The sequence below is a fragment of the Nocardioides pymetrozini genome (assembly GCF_046058985.1).
Taxonomy (GTDB): Bacteria; Actinomycetota; Actinomycetes; order Propionibacteriales; family Nocardioidaceae; genus Nocardioides.
Genome location: NZ_CP175556.1, coordinates 151,591 through 177,919 on the forward strand (window position 1 = coordinate 151,591; position 26,329 = coordinate 177,919).

A 26,329-nucleotide genomic window follows, 5' to 3' on the forward strand; every position below is an offset into this window, starting at 1 on the left:
CGTCCGCTGGACGATCCGTCGGCGCCTGTAGAGTTGGTGGCTTGCCGCAAAGGTCGCGGCGGTGAAGAAACGAGTGCGGACGGCAGGGGTCACGAGCGGTGGCAGACGAGCTGGTGGAGCGCGAGGTCGCAGCGGAGCAGACCTTCGTCGACCGGGTCTACCAGCAGCTGGAGCAGGCCGGGAAGGCCGCTCAGCAGCTGGCGAAGGAAGGACACTCCCGCGGCCGGCTGGGCCACGAGGGCGGTCTGGTCGAGCGGGACGCGATGGTCTTCCAGGCCGCGAAGCGGATCGCCCAGCTCGACGCCGCCCACGAGGGCCTGGTCTTCGGCAGGCTCGACCTGGACGCGGCCATCGACGCCGCACCCCGGTACGTCGGGCGGATCGGCCTGCGCGACGACGACCACGAGTCGCTGCTGATCGACTGGCGCGCACCGGCCGCCGCGGTGTTCTACCAGGCCACCGCGGCCGACCCGCACGGCGTGCTGCGCCGCCGGGTCCTGCGCAGCGCCGGGCGCACCGTCGTGGGCGTGGAGGACGAGCTGCTCGACGCGGCGGGCCACGAGGCCGCCGAGGCGGCCGGGCGGGAGCTGCCGATCGTCGGCGAGGGAGCGCTGATGGCGCAGCTCTCGCGCGCGCGGGACCGCTCGATGCACTCCATCGTCGCGACCATCCAGGCCGAGCAGGACAAGGCGATCCGGGCGCCCTCCCGCGGCGTCGTCACCATCTCCGGCGGCCCGGGGACGGGCAAGACGGTGGTCGCGCTGCACCGCGCGGCGTACCTCCTCTACACCGACCGCCAGCGCTACGAGCGCGGCGGTGTCCTCATCGTCGGCCCCTCCGGGGTCTTCATGCGCTACATCGAGCGGGTCCTGCCCTCCCTGGGCGAGACCGCGGTGGCGCTGCGCAGCCTCGGCGAGGTCGTGGACGACGTCCGCGCCACACGGCACGACGAGCCCGCCGTCGCCGACATCAAGGGCTCGGCGCGGATGGCCGAGCTGATGCGCCGTACGGCGCGGCAGCAGGCGCCCGGCAGCCCCCGCGAGTACCGCGTCTTCTGGCGCGACGACCGGCTCGTCCTCGACCGCGGCCGGCTGGGCCAGGTCCGGCGTCAGCTGATGTCGCAAGGCCTGCGCAACAAGCAGCTCCCGCGGGTCTCCCACGCCCTCCTCGACGCGCTGTGGCGCCAGGTCCGCGGCGAGCGCGGGCGCGAGCAGGGACGTGAGAAGTTCAACGACGAGATGCTCTCCCGCGACGACTTCCTCGACTTCGCGCTCGCGTGGTGGCCGCCGCTCGACGCGCCGACCGTGCTGTGCTGGCTGCGCGACCCGGAGTTCCTCGCCCGGGTCGGCGAGGGCCTGCTGTCCCCCGAGGAGCAGCGGCTGCTCGCGAAGACCTGGGCCGGCCTCGACCCGTCGCGGCCGATCGGCCCGCAGATCGCGATCGAGGACGTCCCGCTCCTCGACGAGCTGCGCTACGCCCTCGGCGACGTGCCGGAGAAGAGCGAGGACGAGCGGGACGACCCGATGGCGCTCATCGAGGGCGCGGTCGACATCCAGGAGCTGATGACCGCCTCCGACCGCGAGTTCGCTCCGTCCGGCCGGCCGTGGCGCCCGCCGGTCAGCAGCATCGAGGACGACGGCTACGCCCACGTGCTCATCGACGAGGCCCAGGACCTGACACCGATGCAGTGGCGGATGGTCGGCCGCCGCGGCCGCACCGCGTCCTGGACGATCGTCGGCGACCCGGCCCAGTCGTCGTGGCCCGAGCCCGCCGAGGCCGACGCCGCGCGCGCCGCGGCGCTGGAGCGCAAGCAGGTGCACGCCTTCCACCTGTCCACGAACTACCGGAACTCCGCGGAGATCTACGCCCACGCCGCGGCGTACGCCGCCCGGGTGGGCCTCGACGCCGACCTGCCCGAGGCCGTGCGACGCACGGGCGAGGAGCCGAAGACGGTCGAGCTGCCCCCCGGGGCGAGCGCCGCCGACCTCGAGGCCGCCACCCGGGCGGCCGTCCTCGAGGTCGCCGGCCGGGTGTCCGGCACCGTCGGGATCGTCGTACCCGTCGCCCGGCGGTCCGAGGTCAACGCCTGGCTCGCCGGCTGGCCCGAGCTCGCCGAGGACGCCGCCGGCGCGCGGGCAGCGATCGACTCCGCGGTCGCCCCGTCCGGCGACGACCGGGTCGTCGTCCTCACCGGACTCGACACCAAGGGCCTGGAGTTCGACGCCATCGTCGTCGTCCGGCCCCAGGAGATCGAGGACGAGTCCGCCACCGGCCGCGCCACGCTGTACGTCGTCCTGACCCGCGCGACCCAGCTCCTCACGACCGTCGGCTGAGCGCAGGCCGTTGAGTCGTCACAAGTGACCCGTTGAGTCGTCAGTTGTGACCCGTCGAGTCGTCAGCTCCGACCCGGTCGACCGCGGCCGCGCCGCGCTCGCTGACGGCGCACCAGGTCGCCTTGGCCAGAGCGAGCGCGGAGGCGCGGTCGGGGCGACGTACCCGCAGCCGCTTGCCGGCGTCGCTCTCGATGTCGACGATCCAGGCGCCGCCGAACACGACCCGCTGGGTGAGCTCGCGTCCGCGGCCACCGGTGAGGGGGCCGAGCAGGGGCAGGATGATCGAACCCCCCACCTTGTCCTGGGCGCGGACGAAACGGTCGACGGCGGGCTCGATCGCGATGGTGACGCGGACGCCGTCGGGCCCGAACGCGTCCTCGAGGTACTGCCGCGCCATGGCCGAACCCTAGCCGAGGGCGCCGATGCCACGGGGCGCCGTTGGGACCGCGGGGCACACTGGTCGGATGACGACCGGCCTGCGCCTGCCCGCGGTGGGGGAGCTGCGCGGCCGGCTGGGTGAGGCCATCTTCCTGCGGGTGGCGGGACCGGACGGCCCGCGCCATCGCGACCGGATCCACTACGCGCAGGGTCCGCGCTGGTTCCCCGCGGACAGTCCGATCGGCCGCGTGCACGGGGACGCCTCCATGTTCGTCGGCGGCATCCGTGCGCTGATGCTGCAGAGCCTGCACCCGGCCGCGATGCGGGCGGTCTCCGAGCACTCCGGCTACCGCGGCGACATGTGGGGTCGGCTCGCCCGGACCAGCCGGTTCCTCGCGGTCACGACCTTCGGCACCGCCGAGGACGCGCAGCGCGCGGTCGACGCCGTACGTCGTATCCACGACCGGATCACCGGCACGATGCCGGACGGCTCTCCGTACGCCGCCTCGGACCCGCACCTGCTGCTCTGGGTCCACGTCGCCGAGATCGACAGCTTCCTGCGGGCCCATCAGGTGTACGGCGCAGACCCCCTGGACGCTGCGGAATACGACACCTACGTCGCGCAGACCGCCGAGGTCGCACGCCGCCTGGGCGTCCTCGACCCGCCGACGACCGTGCGCGAGCTGCGCGCGGTCCTCGCCTCCTTCCGCCCCGAGCTCCGCGGGACGCCGGAGGCTCGGGAGGCGGTCGGCTACGTCCTGCTCCGCCCGCCGCTGCCCCTGCTCGCCCGACCGGCGTACGGCGTCCTGGCCGCCGCGGCCGTCGGGCTGATGCCGGTCTGGTCCCGCCGACCGCTGCGCCTGCCCTGGCTGCCGGTCGTCGAGCCGACCGCCGTACGGGCCATGGGTGCGGCGGCCGTCGGCACCATCCGGTGGGCGATGGGCCCCTCGGCCGAGACCGCCTGACCGCCGAGGTGTGAGTTCTGGGGCCGCGAGGTGGCCGTTCGGGGGTGAGACGCTCCATCGCCGGCCGTGACCCGGCGGGCGTCGGGAGCGTCGATCTCGGACGACCCGCCCGGCTTCACCCGTCGAGCATCGCCAGTGCGTCGACCTCGATCCGCGCCCCCGGAAGGACCAGGCCCGCGACCTGTACGAGCGAGCTGGCGGGTCGCGGACCGACGCCGAGGAACTCGTCGCGAGCCGTTCTCACCGCGGCCAGGTCGGCCAGGTCCGTCAGGAAGTAGGTCAACCGGATGAGGTCGCTCGCTGTCGCGCCGGCCGCGCCCAACGCGCGGGTCAGGTTGGCGAAGACCTGCCGTGCCTGAGCAAGCCCGTCGTCGATGCCGACCAGGGTGCCCGTGCCGTCCACTGGGAGCTGGCCCGAGACGGCGAGAAGCCGCCCCGTGCCCGCGACCCCGTGGCTGTAGCCATTGACCGGCCCGAGCCCGTCCGGCCGCTCGAAGTGTTCGATCACATCGTGCCCCTCTCAGCGATCCGCGGTGACGGCTCGCGGCCTCGTCTCGGGCCCATCCTGCTCGTTGCGCCCAACTCACACCTCGCGCTCCCACACCTCACACCTCGTGCCGCCACGCCTCACACCTCGCGCCCCCACACCTCACACCTCGTGCCGCCACGCCTCACACCTCGCGCGGGAGGGCGGCCTCGATGGTGGCCAGGAGGGGATCGCGCAGGCCGGTGGAGTCGTGTTCCCACCACACGTCGCGGTAGACGACCCGGCCCCGCATCCAGCCCTCGTACGACGTCAGCGGCACCCCCTGGAACGCCGGCCCGGGCACGCGGTCGGTGGGCGCGGCGATCCCGAGCTCGGCAGCGGGCGACCAGCCGTGGCGGCCGTAGTAGCCGGGGTCCCCCTCGAGGACGACGACGGGCGCCCCGAGCCGGTCGGCCTCCGCGACGGCCGCCTTCAGCAGCGCAGCGCCGATCCCGCGCCGCTGGTGCGCGGGCGCGACGCTCAGCGGGCTCAGCACGAGTACGTCGACGAGCCGCTGTCGCGTGTCGAGCCAGGCGTGGCTGAGCCCGACGTGGCCCACGACCTCCTCGCCCCCGGCCGCGCCCGGCGCCACCGCGACGAGCTGGGCGCGGGCATGTCCGCGCGCGACGACGTCGGTCCAGAGCCTGGCGACCGCGGCGCCCTCCTCGGCGAACGCCGCGGTGACGACCCCGGTCACCGCGTCCACGTCGGCGGGCTGGTGGCTGCGGATCTGGACGCTCACCCCGCCATGATGGCCGACCGATCGCCGACTTTCTGCAAAGAACCATTTGCAAAGGGCTCTTTGCGGTCGTAGGTCGACAGGTATGACCGACCCGGCTCCGCGCGTGGTGACGCCCGACCTCGCCGGTCTGCGCGCGCTCTCTCATCCGACCCGGCTGCGGATCCTGAGCCATCTGCGCATCGAGGGACCGGCCACGGTCACGACGCTCGCGACCCGCTTCGGGCTCAACAGTGGCGCGACGTCGTACCACCTGCGCCAGCTCGCCGAGCACGGCTTCGTCGTCGAGGACGCGGAGCGGGGCAATGCGCGCGACCGCTGGTGGAAGGCGGCCCACCAGGAGACCCACAGTCGCGCGGCCGACGCACGGACCCAGGAGGAGCGCGATGTCGCAGACGCCTTCTTGCAGGCCGCGACCGTGATGTATGCCCAGAACCTCCAGGCCGCGATGGAGGAGCGACCGCTGCTGCCGAAGCAGTGGCGGGCCGCCTCGACGGTCAGCGACTGGGTGCACACGATCCCGGCGTCCAAGGCGGCCGACCTCGTGGCCCGGATCAAGGAGCTGGTCGCGTCCTGCGAGGACGAGCCCGGCGACGACGCGGTCCCGTTCGCCTTCCAGATCCAGGCGTTCCCGGTGCCCGGCCACCTCGAGCCGGCGCGGGGCGAGTGACGTGGCGCGCCGCTCGGGGGCGCTGGCGGGCTTCCTTGCCGCGGACGCGATCTCACTCGCCGGCACCCGCCTCTCCCAGATCGCGGTGCCCTGGCTGGTCCTGACGACCACCGGGTCCGCGACCAGGACGGGCCTGGTCGCGTTCGCCTCGCTGCTACCGCTGGTGCTGGCCCAGGCGCTGTGCGGACCGTGGATCGACCGGGTCGGCGCGCGCCGGGTGGCCGTCGGGTTCGACCTCGCCTCCGGCGTCGCGGTCGCCGCCGTCCCCCTCGCGTACGCCGCCGGCTGGCTGCAGTTCCCCGTGCTGGTCGCGCTCGTGGTGCTCACCGGCGTCCTGCGGGGCCCCGCGGAGGCGGCGCGCCACGCGATGGTGCCCGCGCTGGTGCGCCATCTGGGGATGCCGACCGAGCGGCTGACCGGGCTCGTCGGGACCACCGACCGCCTCGCGGCGCTGGTCGGTGCGGCCGTGGGCGGGGGGATCGTCGCCGTGCTGGGACCCGCGACGGCGCTGCTCGTCGACGCCGGCTCCTTCGTGGCCTGCGCGGCCGTGCTCGCGGTGTCGACCCGGCGGGTCGCCGGGTGTGGACCCACCCGCCCGACGCATCCGTCGGACCCGCCGGCGGCCTATCTCGTCCAGCTGCGGGACGGCTGGGACTTCCTGCGCCGCGATCCGGTCCTGCTCGCGATGGTGGTGATGGTGGCGGTGACGAACATGCTCGACCAAGGCTTCTCGTCGGTGATGCTGCCGGTGTGGGCGGATGACTCCGGCAGCGGTCCCGCGGCCATCGGCCTGCTCGGCGCCTGCATGGGCGGCGCCGCGCTGGCCGGATCCCTGCTCGCGACCTGGCGCGGCGACCGCTTGCCGCGCTTCCGCACCTACGTGGTCGGCTACCTGCTCGCCGGGGCTCCGCGGTGGGTCGTGCTCGCCCTGGGCTGCCCGCTGTGGGCGGTGGCGGCCGTCCATGTCATCGCCGGGTTCGGCGCCGGGTTCATCAACCCGGTGCTGGGGGCGGTCCAGTACAAGCGCATCCCCGAGGGCCTCGTCGGTCGCGTCGGGGCGCTGTCGCTCGCTTCGTCGTGGTCGCTGATGCCGCTCGGCGGTCTCCTCGCGGGCCTCGCGGTCAGCGGGATCGGACTCCCGGCGGGCCTGCTGCTCTTCGGCGCGGTCTACCTGCTCACCACGATGGCACCGGCCCTCTCGCCCTCGTGGCGCGAGGTCGACCGGCGACCTCAGCCGAGCGCGGCGCCCGAGGCCGCGAGCGCCTCGACGACGGCCAGGTCGTAGGAACCGGCGTCGGTGCCGATGCCCCGGGCGACCTGGGCCGCCGTGGCGCAGCCGAGCGCCGCCGCCGCGACGGGCGAGCGGCCGAGCGCGAGTCCGCGCAGGTATCCCGCCGAGAAGGCGTCGCCGCAGCCGGTGGTGTCGACGACGTCGACCGGGTACGCCGGCACCTCGGTCTCGTCCTCCGTAGTGACGACGAGGGCCCCGCGGGCGCCCTGGGTGACCGCGACGCATCCGGCTCCGGCGTCGACGAGCGCCCGGGCTCCCTCGGCCACCGAGGAGGCGCCGGTGAAGCCGAGGACCTGCTCGTCGTTGGGCAGCAGGTGGTCGGTGTGCGGGAGGGCGGCGGCGATCCAGGCGAGCAGGTCGGGGTCTCCCGGCGCGAGGATGTCGACGGACGTGGTGACGCCGGCGGCGCGGGCGCGCGCGAGCAGCTCGGCGGCGGCGTCGCCGCCGAGGAACTCCGGCCCGCCGAGATGCAGGTGGGTCACCCCGTCGAGCGCGTCGGCGGGCAGGTCGGGGAGGGTGAAGGCGCCGTTCGCGCCGATGCAGTGCCAGGCCGGGCGGTCGCCGTTGGGTCGCACGGGCAGCACGGAGGCGGAGGTCTGCGCCTCCTCCTTGCGGACCAGGCCCGCCACGTCCACGCCCTCGCGACGCAGCAGCGCCAGCAGGGTGTCGCCGACGGGGTCGGTGCCGACGGCGCCGTAGGAGCGCACCGTGGCGCCGAGCCGGCTGAGCACGACGGCGGTGCCGCCCGCCGTACCGGCCGGCGACATCCGGATCGTCTCGACCAGCTGGCCGTCGGAGCCGTCGGGGATCGACGCGACGCCGAGGACGTGGGTGTCGAGGACGTGCACGCCGACGGCGGCCACGGTCATGGTCATTCGGTTGCCTTTCGGGGAGTGCCGTAGCCGCGCTCGATCGCGGCGCGGACGACGTCGGCCTGCTGTTCGTCGGTGAGCACCCGCGGAGTGCCGAGGGCGCTGGCCCGGTGGTGGAGCTGGCAGAGCCACTCGAGCAGCAGCGCGTTCTCGACGGCGGCGTCGAGGGTGGCGCCGAGCGTCACGGAGCCGTGGTTGGCGAGCAGCGCGGCGCTGCGGCCCTGTAGCGTCGCGCGGACGTGAGCCGCGAGCTCGTCCGTCCCGAAGGTCGCGTACGGCGCCACGCGGATCTCGCCGCCGAGCGCGAGCTGCTGGTAGTGCAGCACGGGCAGCGCGTCGAGCACGCACGCGACGGCCGTCGCGAAGGGAGCGTGGGTGTGGACGATCGCCGCGGCCGGGAAGTCGGCGTACCCGCCGAGGTGGAGCGCGAGCTCGCTGGTGGGCGCCAGGGAGCCCGCGACCACGTCGCCGCCGAGCGTGACCACCGTGACCTCGTCGGCGGTGCACTCGCCGAGGGCGACGCCGGTCGCCGTGATGGCGACGAGATCGCCGGCGCGGGCGGACACGTTGCCGGCGGTGCCGACGAGCAGCCCGGCGTCGGCGAGGCGGCGGGCGGCCGTCGCGACGTCGGCGCGCAGTCCGTCCGGGTCGGGGGCCGGGTGGGTCACGGCCCGCTCGTGATCCGCTCGAGATAGCCCGTGACGAGCGTGATGGCCTGGTCGACCAGGAAGGCGTCGCCGCGCGGGTCGTGCTCGAAGGCCAGCTGGAAGGCGCTGTCGCCGACCTCGACCGCGAGCTCGGCGATCGCGGCCATCTCGTCGCGGTCGTAGCGGTCGGTGCGGAGCAGCCCGGCGTCGAGGCCGAAGGCGAGGAGGTTCGCGGCGATGCGCCGGTTGTGGTGGCGCCCGTACTCGTAGATCGCCGGGTTGGCGCGGCCGCGCATCCAGATCTGCATGAAGGCCGGGCGCCGGTGGTAGACGGCGACGAAGGCGCGCATCGCGGTCTCGACCATGGTCGCGATCGTCGGCTCCGGCAGGGCCGCCAGGTCGGCGGCGACCTGCTCGTCCATCTCGGCCATGTCCCGCTCGCAGACGGCGAGGAGGACCGCCTCCTTGTCCGCGAAGTACTGGTACAGGGACGCCACCGGCAGCTCGGCGGCCTCCGCGATCGAGCGTGTCGTCAGGCCGTCGACGCCGTTGGACAGGACGAGGCGCGCCGCGGCGTCCAGGATGCGCTCGACCCGCTCCCGCGACCGGGCCTGGGCCGGCAGCCGGCGGCGGCTCGGGCCGACGGAGGCTCCGGGCTCGGGTCCGACGGTGGCGGAGGACATGGGCGGCAGTGTAGCCTCCGAAACTCGAACCTGACACATATTCATCTTCTGAGGAGGCCGTGATGGCCCTGCCCCTCACCCTCGGACCCCTCGGCCGCCGTGGTCTGCTCGCCGGCGGTGCGGCGGCGCTCGGCGTGCTGACCCTCGACGCGCTGGAGCGGGAGGTCGTCGCCGGCACCCTGCAGGGATCGCTGCCGGACGAGGTCGACACGGTGGTCGTCGGCGCAGGCCTCGCCGGCCTGGTGGCCGCGCGGGAAGTCGCGCGGGCCGGCCGCCCCGTGCTGGTGGTGGAGGCACGGGACCGGGTCGGCGGACGGGTGCTCAACCACGCCCTGCCGACCGGTGGCACGCTGGAGGCGGGCGGCGCCTTCGTCGGTCCGACCCAGGACCGGATCACGGCGCTCGCCACCGAGCTCGGCGTCGGGACCTTCGACGAGTACGCCACCGGCAAGAACGTCTATCTCTCCTCCCTGCTGGGCCGGATGGAGTTCTCCGGGACGGTGCCGCCCGACCCGACGATCCTGCTCGACGCCGCGCTCGCCCTGCAGCGGCTCAACAGCCTGGCCCGCCAGCTCCCGGTCGACGCGCCGTGGGAGCACCCGCGCGCCGCGGACTGGGACCGGCTGAGCCTCGGCGCCTGGCTGCGCCGCAACACCGTGAACAGCTGGGGCGTGCAGCGGCTGATCCAGTGCTGGACCCATCCCGGCTTCGGCGCCGACCCCGACGACCTGTCGCTGCTGTTCGTGCTGCACTACATCGCCTGCTCGGGCAACGAGACCACGCCCGGCACCTTCGAGCGCAACTCCGACACGGTCGGCGGCGCCCAGGAGAGCCGGTTCGTCGGCGGCTCGCAGCGGATCCCGCTGGAGCTGGCCCGTCGGCTCGGCGCCCAGGTGGCGCTGGACGCCGCCGTCAGCGCGATCGACGAGCTCGCCGACGGAGTCCGCGTCACGACCGCCCGCGGCCGGGTCCGCGCACGGCGGGTCGTGGTGGCGGCGCCGCCGAAGCAGGTGCTCGGCATCGCGTTCGCCCCCGGTCTCCCGGCCGGCCGGCGGGCGCTGCTGGAACAGGTGCGGATGGGCCGGCTGATGAAGTGCGACGCCGTGTACGAGCGTCCGTTCTGGCGCGACCGCGGCCTGACCGGCTTCGGCATCGCCGACTCCGGGGCGGTCCGGGTCGCCTTCGACAACCACGTCGTGGACACCGACCACGGCATCCTGCTCGCCTTCGTGGGCGGCTCCGCCTGGGAGCAGTACGGCGTGCTGCCGGCCGCGCAGCGCCGTACCGCGGTCCTGGCGGGCTTCGCGCGGATGTTCGGCGAGCAGGCGCTGCACCCGATCGACTACACCGAGCACGACTGGACCCTCGAGCAGTGGACGGGCGGCGGGCCCACGGCGATCTACCCGCCCGGGGTGATGTCGGCCCACGGCCGCCACCTGCGCGCGCCGCACGGACGGGTGCACTGGGCGGGGACCGAGACCGCGACCTACTGGAGCGGCTACATGGACGGCGCCGTGCGCTCCGGTGAGCGCGCCGCCCGCGAGGTGCTCGCCGGGTAGGCGCTGCTCAGACGCCGACGGGGTCCGCGCTCGTCGCGGCCGGCGCCGCCCGGCGGGTGAGATTGCGCGCGGACGGTGCGGCGAGCGCGGCGAGCGAGCTCGCCCCGATGACCGCGGCGACGACCACCAGCCAGGTGTCCATCCCGACGAGTGCGGCCACCGGTCCGGTCAGCGCGAGCCCGATCGGCCGGCACGCGAACGAGCCGACCAGGTCGAAGGAGTACACCCGCGCGAGCATGCGCTCGGCGACGTTCTGCTGGATCGCCAGGTCCCAGTTGACGCTGAACAGCTGCAGGCCGAGACCGTGCACGAAGGCGCCGAGCAGGACCACGGGAAGGTCGTCGGCGAGGGCCATCGCGAGGGGGAAGGCGGCCGTGAGCGAGAGCAGCACCAGTCCCCAGCGCAGGAGATGGCGCGGTCGCCATCGCAGCGCCACGACACCGCCCGCGACGAAGCCCAGCATCAGGGCCGAGAGCGCCCAGCCCCATGCCTGCTCGCCCCAGGCGTCGCCGACCACGATCGGGCCGAGCACGCCCTGCGCGCCGTTGTAGAAGAGGTGGTAGAGCAGCGCCTGCCCGATGAGCAGCCACAGCCAGGTGTGCCGGAACACCTCGCGGGCTCCGTCCGCGAGCTCGGCGAGCAGGCGCTCGCGTTGGCCGCGCTCGGGGCTCGCGGCGCGGATCATCGCGAACAGCACCGCCGCGACGGCGTACGTCGCGGCGTCGACGGCGATGGCCCACCCGGGGCCGGCGACCGCGACGACGATGCCGGCGAGGGCGAAGCCGATCGCGAAGGACGACTCGTGGGCGAGGCTGCGCAGCACGACCGCGCGGGGGAGCTGGGCCTCGCTCACCGTGGATCGGGTCATCGCGTTCGACGCCGGCTGGGCGATCGCGCCCAGGCAGCCGTTCACCACGCCGATCGCCGTGAGGAGCGCGATCGACCCGTGGCCGGTGATGAGGAGGACGGCGAGGGTGGCCTGGCTCAGTGCGGTCGCCGCGGACGAGCCCTGCATCAGGAGCTGCCGCGGGAGCCGGTCGCCGAGGACCCCGCCGTACAGGATCGTCACGACCTCCGCCGCGGCGAAGGCCGCGATGACCAGGCCGAGCTCGGTGGCCGAGCCGCCGAGGTCGAGGACCGCGAACGCCAGCGCCACGGGGGTCATCGCCGAGCCCAGCCCACTCACGGCGATGCCTCCGACGAGCAGGCGGAAGTCGCGTGAGCGGAGCGGGGACGGGACCATGATGGCGAGGTTACTTCGGCGTCTAAGTATTCGCCAGCGAATTACCCGTTTCCGCCGGGCCGCCCGCAGGGCAGGATCGGGCCATGACCGAGTCCGGCTCGCCGTACCTCCCGCCTCCGCCCTCTCCCTACCCGCACCCGCAGGCGCCGGTCGGGACGCCGCCCGCTCGGCGCTCGCCGATGGCCGTGCGCCACCTCGCCAGTGCCGTGATCGCCCTGGTCCTGACCCCGGTCGGGCTGCTGGTGTTCGACTACGGCGCCGGCCGCTACCGCATGGAGCAGGCGCGCACGTTCGACAACTCCGAGACCGGCGGCGAGCTCGCCCTCATCCTGCTCGGCGTCGCGATCCTGGTGGCCGTGGGAGCGACCGGTCGTGTGTCCGGGCTGGGACCGGTGCTCGCCGGGCTCGTGTGGGGACTCCTGCCGTTCCTCTGGTTCCTGGCCGACCTGGAGGGCTTCTTCCGGTTCTCGCGGGACCTGCCCACGACGCAGTTCTGGTTCGGCGACCCGCCGTACCTCTTCCCCCTGGTCGCGGCCCTCGGCGTCGGCGCCGGGCTCGCGGGGCGGTGGCGCGGCCGACCGCAGTAGCGTTCGGCCATGGCCGAGGACTGGACGGACCGCCACGTCGCGCGGTGGAAGGACCACTGGCTGGACCTGGCCTTCGACGAGGTCGTCGAGGGCGTCTTCGTCCGGATCAACAGGATCGACCGCTACCTGCGGGGTGCGAAGCAGCGGGCGGTCGCGAAGGTCGGGCTCACCGACTTCGAGTACAACACCCTGCACCTGCTGATGATCCGCGACACCCCCGGCTCGGCCTCGCCGACGGAGCTGGCCGCGGAGCTGGGGGTGTCCGGCGCCGGGATGACGGGGCGGCTCGACGGCCTCGAGAAGTCCGGCTGGATCCGCCGGATCCCCTCCGTCGACGACCGCCGCCGGGTGATCGTGGAGGTGACCAAGGCCGGCATGGAGATCTGGCGCCGGGCGATGGACATCCGGGGCGAGGCCGAGGACGACCTCGCCGGCGCGCTCACCGAGCGGGAGCTGGCGACGCTCAACCGCCTGCTGAAGAAGGTGACTCTGCGGGCCGAGGAGCGCGAGGCCTGAGGGGTGGCCCGCCCCCGGGGGGACGGGCCACCGGCTCGCGTCGCATCGACCCCCCACTGGCCGAGAACGCGAGGGAGGGGCGCGTCTGGCGACGTGCCCGGTCGGCCGGGTCGTCCTCAGGCGGGCAGGACGGGGCCGCCCCGTAGCCGGAGCCGGCGGGCCCGCGCCTGGAGGGCGGGGGTGGGACGCGGACCCGCCAGCGCCAGGACGGCGGGCGCACCGGGCGTGCCGGCGGCGTACCGGCGCAGGATCAGCAGCACGCCCGCCTCGCTGCGGCGCAGCCGGGCGTAGGCGTCGCGGAGGTCGTCCTCGGCGGCGCGGGCGTCGAGCTGTGCCTCGCACATGTGCTGCCACCGGGAGCGCAGCGCGGTGACGAGCGCGGTCGGGCTGGCGAAGTAGGGCCGCCACTCCTCGCGCCAGGGCACCGCGCCGCTCATGTCGACGGCGGCGGCGGCCTCCGCCTCGCGCATGATGCGGAGGCGCTCGTGGGTCTCGTTCCAGGTCATGACGGTCGTTCCTTCCGGGAGCCGCGGGGAGCCGCGTGGGGGTGATGGAAGGAGGAGGGCGTCGGGCGGCCGGCTGATACACGCCGATCCGACGTATCAGAGGTACTGGCTCGCGGGTCCGAAGTGCGGGACGATGCATCCGCAAGCTCTCGCACCGCGCGAAGGGGGTCGGGTGTGGACGTCGACGCGCCGCTGTCAGCGCTCGTCCCCGCGGCACGGGAGGGAGATCAGCATGCGTGGGACGCGATCGTCGACCGCTTCATCCCGCTGGTGGACGCGATCATCCGCGGCCACCGGCTCTCCGAGGCCGATGGCGACGACGTCAGCCAGACGGTGTGGCTGCGCCTCGTCGAGCATCTCGGCGACCTGCGCGAGCCCGCGGCCCTGCCGGGCTGGATCCGGACGACCACCCGCAACGAGTGCCTGCGCCTGCTGGGGGTCCGCGGCCGGGTCCGGCCGGTCGACCCGCAGGACGCCACCGGCCTCGACGCTGTGGTCGACGACAGCGCCGGCGCCGACCTGCTCGCCGCCGAGAGCCGTCAGCTGCTGCGGGAGGCTCTCGCCGAGCTCCCCGAGGGGCGGCGTGCCCTGCTCCTGCTGCTGCTCGCCGACCCACCGGTGGGCTACGAGGAGATCAGCAGGCGGCTCGGCATCCCGGTCGGCAGCATCGGTCCGACCCGCGCCCGCGCGCTCGAGCAGCTGCGTCGTAGCCCGGCGCTGCGCCGACTGGTGGAGGTGACCCGGTGAGTGAATCCCTCGACGACGACGAGCTGATGGCGCTGCTCGGCGAGGCTCTCGCCGACGAGACGGCCGTGAGCGAGCGGCGGCGTACGGCGGCGCGCGCGGCCTTCACGTGGCGCTCGGTGGACGCTGAGCTGGCCGAGCTGCTGCACGACTCCGCCCTGGAGGCCGGTGCCGCCGTGCGCTCGGTCGCCTCGGCGCCCCGCACGCTGTCCTTCGGCCACGGCGGACTCACCCTCGAGGTGGAGGTCGACGGTGAGGAGCTGCTCGGCCAGGTGATCGGCAGCGGCGACGCAGCCCCCGCGGTCGGACCGGCCACGGTCATGCTGGAGCGCCCCGAGGCGGACGCGCTGACGGTCGAGGCCGACGCGGGGGGCTTCTTCCGGCTCGCCCCGGTCGCGGCGGGACCGGTGCGCTTCGTGGTGGAGCAGGGCGGGCGGTCGCTCACGACCCCCTGGGTGACGCTGTAGCCGGTGGTTGAGGTGCGGGGAGCGCCAGCGACGAGCCTCGAAGCCTAGGTCAGTGGACCCACGATCCGGATCGCGCCGCCGCGAGGATCGCTCGCCGCGGTGGCCCCCGCGAGGACGTCCCGCCAGGCCTCCCTCGCCGACTGTCCGGTCTCCCGCATCCGGGCCGCGATCAGACCGGTCACGACGGGCGTGGAGAAGGACGTGCCGCTCCACCGGGCCAGGCCGTCGAACGTCCGGACCTCGCCGACGTGGGGCGGCTCGTAGCAGGTGTAGGTGCCCTTGGGGAACGCGTTGACGACGTCCCGGCCGCGGGCATAGACGTCCACCCAGGGCCCGACATTGGAGAAGTCGGAGACGCCGGCGTCGGGATCGACCGAGCCGACGCTGACCACCCAGTCGAACGCGGCCGGCCAGAACGGCTTGTCGCTGGCGTCGTTGCCGGCGGCGGCCACGATCAGCACGTCCTCGCGTGCGCCCAGCTTGTTGGACTCGCCGAGCAGCTCGAAGCCGAGGGGAGCGAAGTCGCCGCGCGTGTGGGTCCCCGCGGAGATGCTGATGACCTGGGGGCGGTCGTCGTCGTCGATCGCCTCCTGCAGCTGCTGCACGATCTCCGACTCGTACACCGCCCCACCGTGGACGAGCACCCCCTCGACCTCGATCCGGGTGCCCGGGGCGAGGCAGCTGATCACGCCCGCGACGAAGGTTCCGTGGCCGGCGTAGGCGTGGATCGCGCTCGAGTCGACGGTCTCGACGTCGGACGGATCAGCCACGACGTCACCGACGGTCAGCCAGGGTGAATGCGGGCTGCCGACGGCATCGGTCCACAAGCCGGTGTCGACGACGGCGACCCTGACCTGACCGGACCGGGGGACCCGACCGGCTCTCGTCGCGGGCGGGGGCCAGGGGCGCCGGCTCTTCGGCTCCTCGGGCTCCGTTGCCGGGCACATCCGCGGATACGTCACGTACACGATGTGGTCGGGGGACGCCACGGGTGACCCGCCGGCATCGCGGGGAAAGGCGCGGTCGAGGTCGTCGAGGGTCGACAGGACCGGGTCCCCGTGGTCGCGTCGGACGGGCAACCGGGTCAGCACCAGCCCCTCGGTGGGCTGTGCGACGCGCTCCAGCTCCCCCTGGTAGGTGTCCGGGCGGGACGCCAGGTAGTCGGCCACGGCGTCGATGCTGTCGGCGCGGACGAGGAGGTGGTCGGGGCGGAAGAGGTAGGCGGTGTCCGCATCGTCGCGGGTCAGGCCGCCGTCAGCCCCCGCCGAGGACACCGCGCCGTCGAAGGCACGGCGGATGATCTCGGTCTGGACCCGCAGGCGCTCCCGCGGCTCCTCGACCCGCTGTGGCTTCGGCCGCCATCGGCGCAGCCGGTGCCGCCATTGGTCCACGATGCTGGAGAGCCAGCCCGGCGATGACGAGGAAGAGCCCGGCTTCGACATGACGACTCCTGAGAGCTCGGAAGACGGCGCGGCCCGAGGACGCGGATTGCCACTAACGTAGTGGTGCTCAGGTGTCCCGTAAATCGATCGCTTGCGACGTCGCTCATCACGAGGTGGCCGTGCCGGAACTGCTCGACCTCGCGATCGACCGCCCGGTCGAGGCGGAGCGACGTGCCCAGGACATCCTGACCGCGGAGCCCGACGACCGGTCGCGGTCGATCGCCCTCCAGGCACTGGGCATCGTGGTGCGTGATCGAGGGCTGGCGAGCGACGCCATCGCCCTGCTGCGGCAGGCGCGTCGGGCCGCGGTTCGCAGCCGTGATGCCGATCGCGAGAGCGACGTCCGGGCGACGCTGGGTGCGACGCTGGCAATGGCCGGACAGACCGCAGCAGGGTTGCGGGAGCTCGAGCGAGCGCTGAGCCGGTCGTCCGGCGCAACCTATGCTCGAGCGGCGGTCCGGTACGCGGGCGTGTTGACGATGGTGGGGCGGTTCGACGATGCCCGGCCCGTCATGGAGCGCGCGGTGGCCGCCCTCCGGCAGACCGGCGACGCAGTGTGGGAGGCGCGTGCGCATCTCTGGCTGGCGCACATCGATCTCACGACGGGCATGGTCGATGCCGCGGAGCGGGCGACTCTGGCCGGCATGCGGATCCTGACGGATCTCGGCGAGACGGGTGACCTGCACAGTGCGACGGCGTACCTGGGGGAGATCGCGCTGGCACGCGGCGACCTCGCGACGGCGCTCAGCCGGTTTCGTGAGGCGGCCGGGGACCCCGACAGCGGGGACGCATGGTTCGACTACGCAGAGTGCCTGGCCAGGGGCTACCTCGCCGTCGGGATGCCGGGCGAGGCAGTCCGCGTGCTCGACGTACCGACGGAACGCCTGACCCCGGCCCAGGCGGCGGAGCAGGCACTCCGGCTGGCGGTCGCGTTGCTCGACGCGGACTGTCCAGAACGAGCGGTCGACGCCGCGGATCGTGCTGTCGCCCTGTTCGAGCAACAGGACCGCGCCTGGTTCCTACGCCGCGCGCGGATAGTCGCGGCGCGCGGTCGGTGGGCACTCGGCGCGACCGGCGGAATGTCGGGCGAGGTGCAGCAGCTGGCGCAGGACCTGCACGCCGAGCATGCTCCCGATGCGGCCCTGGCGCTCACGTTGGCCGGGCAGGTGAGCTCGGGCGCCGCCCGCCGTCGGCACTGGGAGACCGCTGCCTCCTACCGCCACCATCCCAACGCCCTCGTCCGCGCGGCGGCCTGGCACGCCCGGGCCCTGGCGCGCGAGGAGACGAAGGACCGCGGGGGAGTCCTGCGGGCGGCAGCCGCCGGACTCGACGCGATCGACGAGCACCGGCGCCTGATCGGCTCCTCCGAGCTGCGGGCGCTGGCGACCGCCCACGGACGCGAGCTGACCGCCATCGCCCTGCGCCACGCGGCCTTCGACGCGAGGACCCTGCTGCGCTGGAGCGAGCGGACCCGGGCGACCGCGCTGGCGCAGCCGCCCGCGACCTCGGACGCGACGACGATCCCCGCCTCGCTCGCGGCGCTGCGCGACAACGGCCGGCAGCTGGCGCAGGCCCGGCAGGAGGGCGCCCCGACCGACGAGCTCGAGCGCGAGCGGCTGCGCCTCGAGCGGGCGGTGCGCGCCGAGAGCCACACCCTCTCCGCGACGACCGCTGCGCAGCAGCAACCCCCACAGGTCGAGGAGATCCTGGCCGCCACAGGCGACACCGCGCTGGTCGAGCTGGTCGACGTCGACGGGAGCCTGCACGTCGTGGTGGCCCACGCCGGGAGGGTACGACGACGGGTGGCGGCCGACACGAGCGCGGTCGCCGCGCTGCTGGGTCCGGCGGCGATGCTGCTGCGCCGGGCCGCCCGCGGCCGGCCGGCCGACACGACCAGCCTGGGCCGGGCCCTCCAGGAGGCGATCCTCGGCGACGCCGTCGGGCTGCTGCCGGATGCACCGGTGGTCCTCGCCCCGACCGCCCGACTCCACGGCCTGGCCTGGCCGCTGCTGCCCACGCTGCAGGACCGGCCGTTCGCTGTCGTGCCGTCCGCGGGGCAGTGGCTCCGGGCCCGCGCCACCACGCCGCCGGACCCGGCGACCACCGTGCTGGTCTGCGGGCCGGCGCTGGCGAGTGGTGGCGCCGAGGTGCCGGTCCTCGCGGAGCGCCACCCCGAGGCCGTGCTGCTCGACGGACCCGCCGCGACCCTCGACGCGGTGCTCTCCCATCTCGACGGAGCCGGACTGGTCCACCTCGCCGCGCACGGCCGCTTCCGCGCCGACAGCCCGCTCTTCTCCGCCCTCGACCTCGCCGACGGACCGCTCACCGTGCACGACCTGGAGCGGGTCCGGCGGGCGCCGTACCGCGTCGTGCTGTCGGCCTGCGAGTCCGGGGTCCTCGCGCCCGTCGGCGCGCAGGAGCTGCTCGGGCTGGCGGCAGCGCTGTTCGCGCTCGGCACCGCCGGGCTCGTCTGCAGCGTCGGCGAGGTGAACGACGCCGCCACCGCCGACCTGATGGTCGGGCTGCATGCCGCCCTCGCCTCGGGTAGCGATCCCGCGACCGCCTTGTTCGAGGTGCGCCGCGGAGCCGCGGGCGACCCGGTCGCGGCCGGCACCGCGGCGGCCTTCCTCGCCCTCGGGGTCTGACGGGCGAAACCCCGCGGCGCCGCCGCAGCCGCCCCGCATAGGCTTCGTTCATGCCTGATCAGCCCTCAGCCAGCCTCACCGCCCGGGAAGCCATCGCGGCCGTCCAGGGGCACGAGGCCTGGGCGATCATCCGGCGCTCCACCCGAGCGGGCGACCGCGACACCGTCGGCGTCCTCGGCGGCACGCGCAGCGTGGTCGAGTCGATCATGGACATCCCGCTCGAGACGGGCGTGCCGGAGCCGGGACACATCTGCGACCGGCTGGTCGCCGTACCCTTCCGCCAGGTCAGGGAGCGCGGCTTCGAGGCCCACGACGACGGCACCCCGCTGGTCGTCGTGGACGTCACCGAGGAGCACGAGTTCTCCGTCGTGGACGTGGTCGACGCGATCGACCCGGTGCCGGTCGAGTTCGCCGACCGTGGCGGCTTCGAGACCACCGACGACGAGTACGCCAAGATCGCCGCGTCGATCATCGACGAGGAGATCGGCCAGGGCGAGGGGGCGAACCTCGTCGTCGGCCGCAACTACCGGGCCGTCGTCGCCGACTTCGGGCCCGACGTCGCGCTGACCGTCTTCCGTCGGCTGCTGGAGCGCGAGCGCGGCGCCTACTGGACCTTCGTGTTCTTCACCGGCGACCGCTTCCTGATCGGCGCCTCGCCCGAGCGCCACGTGTCCGTCCACGGCGGCGACGTGCGGATGAACCCGATCTCCGGCACCTTCCACCTGCGCCCGCCCGCCGGCGAGACCCGCAGCACGGAGGCGCGCCTGCGGGAGTTCCTCCAGGACGAGAAGGAGATCTACGAGCTCTTCATGGTCGTCGACGAGGAGCTCAAGATGATGTGCGACATCTGCACGGAGGGCGGCCAGGTGCTCGGCCCCTTCCTCAAGCCGATGACGCACCTGATCCACACCGAGTACCTCCTCGCCGGGCGTACCGCCCGCGACGTGCGCGAGGTCCTCCGCGACACCATGTACGCCGCCACGGTCACCGGCTCGCCCGTGGAGAACGCGTGCCGGCTGATCAAGGAGTACGAGCCCGAGGGCCGCGGCTACTACGCCTCCGCCCTGGCGCTCTTCGGTCGCGACGAGGCCGGCGAGCCGGTCCTCGACAGCCCGATCGTGCTGCGCACCGCTGACGTGTCCGTCGACGGCCACCTCAAGGTGACCGCGGGCGCGACGCTCGTGCGCGACTCCGATCCGGCGTACGAGGTCGCGGAGACCCACGCCAAGGCCGGAGGCATCCTCTCGGCCTTCGGCCTCGTGCCGCCCGCGCCGGTGCCGACCACGGACATCGCCACCCTCGTCGCCGACGAGGAGGTGCTGATCGCGCTCAACGCGCGCAACAGCCGGCTGTCCGGATTCTGGCTCGCCGACCAGGCCGGTACGCCGGTCGACCCGCGGCTGTCCGGGAAGTCCGCGGTCATCCTCGACGGCGAGGACGACTTCGTGAACATGCTGCGCCACATGCTCGCCCGGATGGGCATGACGAGCGCGGTGGTCCGGCACGAGGAGTACGCCGACGGGGTGCTCGACGGCTACGACCTGGTCATCGTCGGGCCCGGCCCCGGCGACCCCCGCGACGACGCCGACCCCAAGATGGCCCAGCTCCGGGGAGCCGTCGCGTGGCTGCTCGCCCACGAGAAGCCCTTCGTCGCGGTCTGCCTGGGCCACCAGGCGCTGTGCCACCAGCTCGGCATCCCGCTGGCGTACAAGGACATCGTCTTCCAGGGCACCCAGGCCACCGTCCTGCTCGACGGCCGCCCGCAGCGGGTGGGCTTCTACAACACCTTCGTGGGCCGGGTCGGGCCCGACCACGCCCTGCCCGAGGGCGTCCGGGTCGACGCCGACGCGGAGACCGGCGACGTCAACGCCGTGACCGGACCGCACTATCGCGGCGTACAGTTCCACGCCGAGTCGATCCTCACCGAGCGGGGCTTCGACATCGTCCACGACCTCGTGGCCGGCGTCCTGCTCTAGAGGCCGGATGGAGATCACGCCGTGACCGTCCCCGACGTCGTGGTCGTCGACCACCACGACTCCTACACCTGGAACCTGGTGCACCTGGTCGCGGGCGTCACCGGAGCGCTGCCGACCGTGGTCCAGTCGACCGACCCCGTCGACCTCGCCCGGTTCTCCCATGTCGTTCTGTCCCCCGGTCCCGGCCATCCGCGGGAGTACCGCTGGGCCTTCGACGACCGACCGGTGCTGGGCGTGTGCCTCGGTATGCAGGGGATGGTCACCGCGTTCGGGGGCGAGGTCGGCCGGGTCGCGCCGGCGCACGGCGTGGTGGAGTCGGTGACCCACGACGGGCGGGGCGTGTTCGCCGGGGTGCCCGCGCCGCTGGCGGCGGTGCGCTACCACTCCCTGGCCGCCGTCCGGCTGCCCGAGGAGCTCGAGGCGAGCGCCTGGGCGGCGGACGGCACCGTGATGGGCGTGCGCCACCGGATCCGGCCCTACGAGGGGGTCCAGTTCCATCCCGAGTCCGTGCTCTCCGAGCACGGCGCGCGGCTGGTCGCGAACTTCCTCGGCGTGGGAGCCTGAGCGGATGGTCACCCAGGGCGACCCCGCCGAGGCCTTCGCCCGGATCCAGGCCCGCCACGCCCGCTGCGTGTGGCTCGACGGCGGCGGCGCCCGCGACTGGTCGCGCCGCCGGTCCATCCTCGGCTGGCTCGACGACGACGACGTGTCGATCAGCTACGACGCCGCCCGGCGGGAGGTGACCCGCCACGCCGGCGGCCGCGGTGTCGTGGTGGGGGAGGACCCCTTCGCCGTCCTCGAGGCCGAGCTCGCCGCGGGGCGGCCGAGCGACCAGTGGTTCGGCTACTTCGGGTACGCCGCCCGCGCCGACCTGCCCGCCGACCCGGACCCGGACCTGCCGGATGCCGTGTGGCTGCGTCCCTCGCACCTGCGCGAGTACGACCACCCGGTCACGCCGCCGGCCACGAGCCTGGGCGTCACCCTCGGGCTGCCCGCCCCCGTGCCGGCGGTCTATGCCGCCGCGTTCGAGACCGTCCAGGACCACCTGCGGGCCGGGAACTCCTACGAGGTCAACCTGACCCACCGGCTGCGCACCGCGAGTCCGCTCAGCCCCGCCGCGGCGTACCTGCGCCTGCGCGCGCTCAACCCGGCGCCGTACGCCGGGTTCCTCCAGCACGACGTCGAGGGCGCTCGCGCCTGGCTGCTCAGCTCCTCGCCCGAGCGCTATGCCCTCGTCACCGGCGACCGGGCGATCGAGACGAAGCCGATCAAGGGCACCACCGCCCGGGGCGCCACGCCGGCCGACGACCAGGAGGCCCGGGAGCGGCTGGCGAGCGACCCGAAGTTCCGCGCGGAGAACCTGATGATCGTCGACCTGCTCCGCAACGACCTGGCGATGGTGTGCGACGTCGGGACCGTGGAGGTCCCGGTCCTCATGGAGGTCGAGTCGTACGCCTCGGTCCACCAGCTGGTCTCGACCGTGCGCGGCCGGCTGCGCGACGACGTCTCCACCGTCGGCGCGCTGCGGGCGCTCTTCCCGGCCGGCTCGATGACGGGGGCGCCGAAGCTGCGGACGATGGAGATCATCGAGGAGGTCGAGGCGACCGCACGGGGCGCGTACGCCGGTGCCTTCGGGTGGGTGTCGGGCGACGGCCGCGCCGACCTCGGCGTCGTGATCCGGACGCTGGTGACGGCGGGCGACGACTACGTCCTCGGCACCGGCGGTGGCATCACCGTCGCCAGCGACGTCCACGAGGAGTGGGCCGAGACGGAGTGGAAGGCCGCGCGCCTGCTGCAGGCGATCAACCCCTGACGGAAGAGCGGTCCGGGCGTGCCTGTGGCCCCGCAGCTGGGGGTCCTGCGGGGTGTGGGACGAGGTGGCTACTCGTCGGGCGGGGGCGCGGTGTGGATCGGGTGGGTGCCGCGGTGGTCGACGCGGAAGGTGGGGCCGTTCGGGCTGGTCCACAGGTAGGTGCCCGGGGTCGGGGTGTCGTAATGCCAGGCCGAGTGGGTCTTCGCGCGGTGATGCCGTCGGCACAGCGGGACCTCGTTGCACGGGCAGGTCACTCCGCCCTGGGCGTGGGGGGTCGCGTGGTCGATGTCGCAGCGGGTCGCGGGGCGGGTGCAGTGCGGGAAGCGGCAGGTGTGGTCGCGTAGCGCGACGGCTCGTCTGTGTCGGTCGGGGACCTCGTAGCTCGTGACCGGGATGCGCTCGGTCAGGTCGATGACCGGGCGGACGGTGATGGTCGTGTCGTGGGCCTGCAGCCATTCCCGGATCTGCTCGCTGCTGATGGGGCCGTTGCCCTGCTCCCACCGACCGACCGGGTTGTCTCCGGTGAGGGTGGTGTCGGTGATGTGGACGTTCAGCTCCACCTTCCGCCCCGGAACCGCGATGGCTTCTCCGGTGTCGGGGTCGGGGATGAGCAGGTCGAGGGCGAGGTCGGCGCGGGCGAGCTCGGCGGCGGCCTTGGAGCGCCGCACGTCGAGCGAGGACTGGTCGCCGAGGCGTCCGAGGACGTCGGCCCGGCGGGCGACCGCGAGGTTGAGGTCGTGCCCGTCCGCGGCGTCAAGCAGCCCGGACACCGTCACGAGGCCGTGGTCGTCGACGTGGGGGTCGATGTCGAACCGTCGCCCGTCGGCGGCCTTGGCGCGTTCGGCTTCGGCGGTGGCCGGGTCGTAGCGGAGGACGGCTTCGGTGATGAGCCGGTCGAGCTGTGCCCACCCGACCCCGGTGGCGTCGAACAGCTGACGGTCCACGAACGCAGCCGCCTCAGCATTCAAGGAATGCGTGCGTTCGGCGATCCGCTCCGCGCGCCACGGCGCAAGACGTCCGGCGACCACCGCGTCGTAGACGTGGGGCAGGCGCCAGGCGCACTCGATCACCCGCCCGACGTACGCCCGCCCTCCATCGGGTGAGCGGCCGAGGACCGCGATGAGCTCCATCAGCCCGAACTCCGACACCAGGGGTGCACCCTCGCCGGCGATCGGGACACCGGTGTCGAGATAGCCCTCCGTGATCGTCGGGGCACCTTCGGGACCCGTGACGACGTGGTTGCTGGCCCAGGCGACGATCGCCTCCCACTCCTCGACCAGGAGCCGCTGACGAGCCCGGACACCATCGGCCACACGCGACAGCAGCACTGCTGTCGAACGAGGAGTGGTCCCGAGATCCATGACTGGATTCTCCCACCGACCTACGACACAACGAACGGGAGAAAACCCACCTGTGGACAGGGGAAAGTGCGTGACGGGCGTGTGGACGAACAACGTCACCGATCGAGAGAACCGACCCTCCACCACCGCAACCACAGGGGTCAGACGGGCAGAGACCTGACGCCCAAATGCGGCGTCCAGCCAACCAGCTCGACCACAGCGGCGCGCCACCACGTCAATCGGAAATCAGACCTGGCACCGAGCAAACCCGGAAGGGACACAACACCCACCCCGCGGGTCAGAAACCGACGACTCGACGGGTCAGAACTGACGACTCGACGGGTCAGAACCGACGACTCAACACCCACCGCAACCGAAGACCAGCCGGAGATCAGCCCGAGGAGGAGGGAGCCGACCCGGCGCCGCTCTCCTCCGCATGCGCCGACAACCGGCCGAGCATCGCCGTCACGCCGCGCACTACCCGCTTCTCGGCGTACGGCGCGGGGTCTACGACGTCGACCTGCTGGATCAGGTCTCCGTTCTGGACGAAGCCGGTCACGTACAGCTGGTCCGCGGTGGCGTTGACGACGATCCGGACGTCGTCGGCGCCGGTGATCGCAGGGGTGCGGACGTCCGCGTCCGGCGGCTGGCCCATCGTCTCCCAGGCCTGCTCGAGGGTGCCGGGGAAGAGCAGGTAGTTGGAGGTGACCACCGGGTCGCCGCTGCCCTCGGCGGGGGTGAACCGGCATTCCGGCTTCGTCGCGGAGCCGGCGTGCTCGGTGGCGTCCACGCCGAGCTCCGCCTTCACGAACGCCGTGTCCAGGACGTCGCACGGATTCCACAGGGCCGGTGTCTCCGAGGGGAGGTCCGGCTTCGGGCCGACCTCCTCGCCACCGCAGGCGGCCAGGCCCAGGGGCGTCAGGACCACCGCGGCCAGGACGGTACGACGGATGCGGATGTCAGGCATGGGGGTTCTCCCGTCCGGGCAGCTTGAGCACGAGGCGTGCGCCGCCGCTGGCGTTGGCGGTGGCCTGCACCGAGCCGGAGTGCCGCTCGGCGACCTGGCGCACGATCGCCAGGCCCAGCCCGGAGCCGGGCATGGTGCGGGCGTCGTCCGAGCGCCAGAAGCGGTCGAAGATCCGGGTGCGGTCCTGCTCGGCGATCCCGGGTCCCTGGTCGTCGACGGTGAGGACGCCGTCGCTGAGCCGCACCGTCACCTGGCCGCCCTCGGGACTCCACTTGGCGGCGTTGTCCAGCAGGTTGGTGACCGCCCGCTCCAGCTCGGCGGCCTCGCCGATCACCCACCAGGGTCGGGTGAACACCTCGAAGACGAGGCCGGGGGCGCGGCGGCGTACCCGCTGCACGGCGTGGTCGATGACGTCGGCGAGGTCCACGGGCTCGACCTGGACCGGCATGGGCTCGTCGCGCGCGAGCTCGGTGAGGTCGCCGATGAGGGTGGTGAGCTCCTCGATCTGCGCGCGCACGTCGTCGAGCAGCTCGTCGCGCGCGTCGGGGGGCAGGCCCCCGAACCCGTCGGCGCTGCGCGCGGTCATGGTGAGCAGGTCGATGTTGGTGCGCAGGGCGGTCAGCGGGGTGCGCAGCTCGTGGCTGGCGTCGGCGACCAGCTGCCGCTGCCGGATTCGGCTCGCGTCGAGGGCCACGAGCAGGTGGTTGAAGGCCGTCGCCAGTCGCGCCATCTCGTCGTCGCCCTCGACCGGCAGCGGGGTGAAGTCCTCGGTACGCGCGATCTCCTCGACCGAGGCGCTCAGCCGGCGGACCGGGCGCAGGCCGTTGCTCGCGACGCCCCATCCGGCCAGGCCGGCTGCCAGGACGCCGAAGACGCCGAAGGCCACGGTCACCCAGCCGAGGCGCCGGAGGGTGCGGTCCTGGTCCTCCAGCGGCTGGGCGATGACGAGGGCGACCCCGCTCTGCTGGGTGGGGACGGCGACGACGCGGTAGCGCTCGCCGGCGAGCACGATCGTGCGCAGGCTCTCGTCGCTCTTGCCCTGGGCGACCTCGAGCTCGGGCCGGCCCAGCTCCAGGGTCGGCCCGCGGTCGAGGATGCGCAGGGTGCGCTGGTTGTAGTCGAGGATCGCGATCCGAACGTCGCCCGCGCCGAGCGCCCACGAGGGGATGCCCTGCGAGCCGGCCTGCAGCAGACTGTCGGACGCGGCGGCCTTGCCGGCGCGGTCGAGGAGAGCGTTGTCCAGGGTGTCCTGCATCTGCACGCGGGCGGTGATGTAGGCGCCGACGGCGACGAGCGCGACGGACATGCCGACGGCCATGGTGGTCAGCCAGATGACGCGGCTCGCCAGCGAGCGGCGGTAGTGCCAGCGCCCGTCCGGTCCCGGGCCCATCGTCGAGAGGCCCCAGGGGACGCTCACCGA

The 26,329-nt window shown here is 73.8% G+C and carries 25 protein-coding genes; 13 read left to right on the plus strand and 12 right to left on the minus strand.

Annotation, left to right across the window (positions count from 1 at the left end):
- Positions 1–98: 98 nt before the first annotated feature.
- Positions 99–2,333: a HelD family protein gene (locus tag ACJ5H2_RS00755; RefSeq protein ID WP_408897651.1), complete on the plus strand. Its 2,235-nt coding sequence runs from the start codon at positions 99–101 to the stop codon at positions 2,331–2,333.
- Positions 2,334–2,373: 40 nt separating this feature from the next.
- Here ACJ5H2_RS00755 and ACJ5H2_RS00760 read toward each other — a convergent pair whose 3' ends face one another.
- Positions 2,374–2,730 (minus strand): hypothetical protein, encoded by a 357-nt coding sequence (locus ACJ5H2_RS00760; protein ID WP_408897652.1) that lies wholly within the window; start codon positions 2,728–2,730, stop codon positions 2,374–2,376.
- Positions 2,731–2,797: 67 nt separating this feature from the next.
- Here ACJ5H2_RS00760 and ACJ5H2_RS00765 point away from each other — a divergent pair, with 67 nt between their 5' ends.
- Positions 2,798–3,676, plus strand: a complete 879-nt coding sequence (locus tag ACJ5H2_RS00765; protein ID WP_408897653.1) for an oxygenase MpaB family protein — start codon at positions 2,798–2,800, stop codon at positions 3,674–3,676.
- A 115-nt stretch (positions 3,677–3,791) separates the two neighbouring features.
- Here ACJ5H2_RS00765 and ACJ5H2_RS00770 read toward each other — a convergent pair whose 3' ends face one another.
- Both ACJ5H2_RS00770 and ACJ5H2_RS00775 read right to left on the minus strand, forming a co-directional pair.
- A complete protein-coding gene (locus ACJ5H2_RS00770; protein ID WP_408897654.1) occupies positions 3,792–4,184 on the minus strand; it encodes a RidA family protein in 393 nt (130 codons plus the stop codon).
- A gap of 163 nt (positions 4,185–4,347) precedes the next feature.
- A complete protein-coding gene (locus tag ACJ5H2_RS00775) occupies positions 4,348–4,944 on the minus strand; it encodes a GNAT family N-acetyltransferase (RefSeq protein ID WP_408897655.1) in 597 nt (198 codons plus the stop codon).
- 82 nt (positions 4,945–5,026) lie between these two features.
- Here ACJ5H2_RS00775 and ACJ5H2_RS00780 point away from each other — a divergent pair, with 82 nt between their 5' ends.
- On the plus strand, positions 5,027–5,611 hold the full coding sequence (locus ACJ5H2_RS00780) for an ArsR/SmtB family transcription factor (RefSeq protein WP_408897656.1): 585 nt from the start codon (positions 5,027–5,029) through the stop codon (positions 5,609–5,611).
- 1 nt (position 5,612) lies between these two features.
- Positions 5,613–6,896, plus strand: a complete 1,284-nt coding sequence (locus ACJ5H2_RS00785; protein ID WP_408897657.1) for an MFS transporter — start codon at positions 5,613–5,615, stop codon at positions 6,894–6,896.
- Here the strand turns inward: ACJ5H2_RS00785 and ACJ5H2_RS00790 are convergent.
- From ACJ5H2_RS00790 to ACJ5H2_RS00800, 3 genes are read right to left on the minus strand one after another with little or no spacing between them, the layout of a single operon-like run.
- The gene (locus ACJ5H2_RS00790; protein ID WP_408897658.1) at positions 6,842–7,777 is read right to left on the minus strand and encodes a carbohydrate kinase family protein; all 936 of its coding nucleotides are present in this window, start codon (positions 7,775–7,777) and stop codon (positions 6,842–6,844) included. The genes ACJ5H2_RS00785 and ACJ5H2_RS00790 overlap by 55 nt on opposite strands.
- Positions 7,774–8,442: a class II aldolase/adducin family protein gene (locus ACJ5H2_RS00795; RefSeq protein ID WP_408897659.1), complete on the minus strand. Its 669-nt coding sequence runs from the start codon at positions 8,440–8,442 to the stop codon at positions 7,774–7,776. Before ACJ5H2_RS00795 ends, ACJ5H2_RS00790 begins: the two co-directional genes overlap by 4 nt.
- Entirely contained in the window at positions 8,439–9,104 is a 666-nt protein-coding gene (locus ACJ5H2_RS00800; RefSeq protein WP_408897660.1) for a TetR/AcrR family transcriptional regulator, read from the minus strand. The genes ACJ5H2_RS00795 and ACJ5H2_RS00800 overlap by 4 nt, the downstream gene beginning before the upstream one ends.
- A 62-nt stretch (positions 9,105–9,166) precedes the next feature.
- Between ACJ5H2_RS00800 and ACJ5H2_RS00805 the strand changes: the two genes are divergently transcribed.
- Positions 9,167–10,663, plus strand: a complete 1,497-nt coding sequence (locus ACJ5H2_RS00805; protein ID WP_408897661.1) for a flavin monoamine oxidase family protein — start codon at positions 9,167–9,169, stop codon at positions 10,661–10,663.
- 7 nt (positions 10,664–10,670) lie between these two features.
- Here ACJ5H2_RS00805 and ACJ5H2_RS00810 read toward each other — a convergent pair whose 3' ends face one another.
- A complete protein-coding gene (locus tag ACJ5H2_RS00810) occupies positions 10,671–11,906 on the minus strand; it encodes an MFS transporter (protein ID WP_408897662.1) in 1,236 nt (411 codons plus the stop codon).
- Positions 11,907–11,989: 83 nt separating this feature from the next.
- On the opposite strand from ACJ5H2_RS00810, the gene ACJ5H2_RS00815 reads away from it, so the two are divergent.
- Together ACJ5H2_RS00815 and ACJ5H2_RS00820 are read left to right on the plus strand one after the other, a co-directional pair.
- A complete protein-coding gene (locus ACJ5H2_RS00815; protein ID WP_408897663.1) occupies positions 11,990–12,493 on the plus strand; it encodes a hypothetical protein in 504 nt (167 codons plus the stop codon).
- Between the two features lie 9 nt (positions 12,494–12,502).
- Positions 12,503–13,009: a MarR family winged helix-turn-helix transcriptional regulator gene (locus tag ACJ5H2_RS00820; protein ID WP_408897664.1), complete on the plus strand. Its 507-nt coding sequence runs from the start codon at positions 12,503–12,505 to the stop codon at positions 13,007–13,009.
- A gap of 116 nt (positions 13,010–13,125) precedes the next feature.
- On the opposite strand, the gene ACJ5H2_RS00825 is transcribed toward ACJ5H2_RS00820, so the two are convergent.
- Positions 13,126–13,515, minus strand: a complete 390-nt coding sequence (locus ACJ5H2_RS00825; protein WP_408897665.1) for a hypothetical protein — start codon at positions 13,513–13,515, stop codon at positions 13,126–13,128.
- Between the two features lie 174 nt (positions 13,516–13,689).
- On the opposite strand from ACJ5H2_RS00825, the gene ACJ5H2_RS00830 reads away from it, so the two are divergent.
- Both ACJ5H2_RS00830 and ACJ5H2_RS00835 read left to right on the plus strand, forming a co-directional pair.
- Positions 13,690–14,262 carry an RNA polymerase sigma factor gene (locus tag ACJ5H2_RS00830; protein WP_408897666.1) on the plus strand — a complete coding sequence of 191 codons (573 nt, stop codon included), beginning with the start codon at positions 13,690–13,692 and terminating at the stop codon, positions 14,260–14,262.
- Entirely contained in the window at positions 14,259–14,726 is a 468-nt protein-coding gene (locus ACJ5H2_RS00835) for a hypothetical protein (protein ID WP_408897667.1), read from the plus strand. Before ACJ5H2_RS00830 ends, ACJ5H2_RS00835 begins: the two co-directional genes overlap by 4 nt.
- A 44-nt stretch (positions 14,727–14,770) precedes the next feature.
- Here ACJ5H2_RS00835 and ACJ5H2_RS00840 read toward each other — a convergent pair whose 3' ends face one another.
- Positions 14,771–16,168 (minus strand): S8 family peptidase, encoded by a 1,398-nt coding sequence (locus ACJ5H2_RS00840; RefSeq protein WP_408897668.1) that lies wholly within the window; start codon positions 16,166–16,168, stop codon positions 14,771–14,773.
- A 119-nt stretch (positions 16,169–16,287) separates the two neighbouring features.
- Between ACJ5H2_RS00840 and ACJ5H2_RS00845 the strand changes: the two genes are divergently transcribed.
- From ACJ5H2_RS00845 to ACJ5H2_RS00860, 4 genes are read left to right on the plus strand one after another with little or no spacing between them, the layout of a single operon-like run.
- Entirely contained in the window at positions 16,288–18,813 is a 2,526-nt protein-coding gene (locus tag ACJ5H2_RS00845; protein ID WP_408897669.1) for a CHAT domain-containing protein, read from the plus strand.
- Between the two features lie 50 nt (positions 18,814–18,863).
- On the plus strand, positions 18,864–20,789 hold the full coding sequence (locus ACJ5H2_RS00850; RefSeq protein WP_408897670.1) for an anthranilate synthase family protein: 1,926 nt from the start codon (positions 18,864–18,866) through the stop codon (positions 20,787–20,789).
- 21 nt (positions 20,790–20,810) lie between these two features.
- On the plus strand, positions 20,811–21,353 hold the full coding sequence (locus tag ACJ5H2_RS00855; protein WP_408897671.1) for an anthranilate synthase component II: 543 nt from the start codon (positions 20,811–20,813) through the stop codon (positions 21,351–21,353).
- A 4-nt stretch (positions 21,354–21,357) separates the two neighbouring features.
- Complete coding sequence (locus ACJ5H2_RS00860) at positions 21,358–22,602, plus strand: anthranilate synthase component I family protein (RefSeq protein ID WP_408897672.1); 1,245 nt, start codon at positions 21,358–21,360, stop codon at positions 22,600–22,602.
- A 68-nt stretch (positions 22,603–22,670) separates the two neighbouring features.
- Here the strand turns inward: ACJ5H2_RS00860 and ACJ5H2_RS00865 are convergent, their stop codons facing one another.
- The 3 genes from ACJ5H2_RS00865 to ACJ5H2_RS00875 form a co-directional block, all read right to left on the minus strand.
- Positions 22,671–23,963, minus strand: a complete 1,293-nt coding sequence (locus ACJ5H2_RS00865; protein WP_408897673.1) for an HNH endonuclease — start codon at positions 23,961–23,963, stop codon at positions 22,671–22,673.
- A 370-nt stretch (positions 23,964–24,333) separates the two neighbouring features.
- On the minus strand, positions 24,334–24,909 hold the full coding sequence (locus ACJ5H2_RS00870; protein WP_408897674.1) for a hypothetical protein: 576 nt from the start codon (positions 24,907–24,909) through the stop codon (positions 24,334–24,336).
- The gene (locus tag ACJ5H2_RS00875; protein ID WP_408897675.1) at positions 24,902–26,326 is read right to left on the minus strand and encodes a sensor histidine kinase; all 1,425 of its coding nucleotides are present in this window, start codon (positions 26,324–26,326) and stop codon (positions 24,902–24,904) included. Before ACJ5H2_RS00875 ends, ACJ5H2_RS00870 begins: the two co-directional genes overlap by 8 nt.
- Between the last annotated feature and the right edge of the window lie 3 nt (positions 26,327–26,329).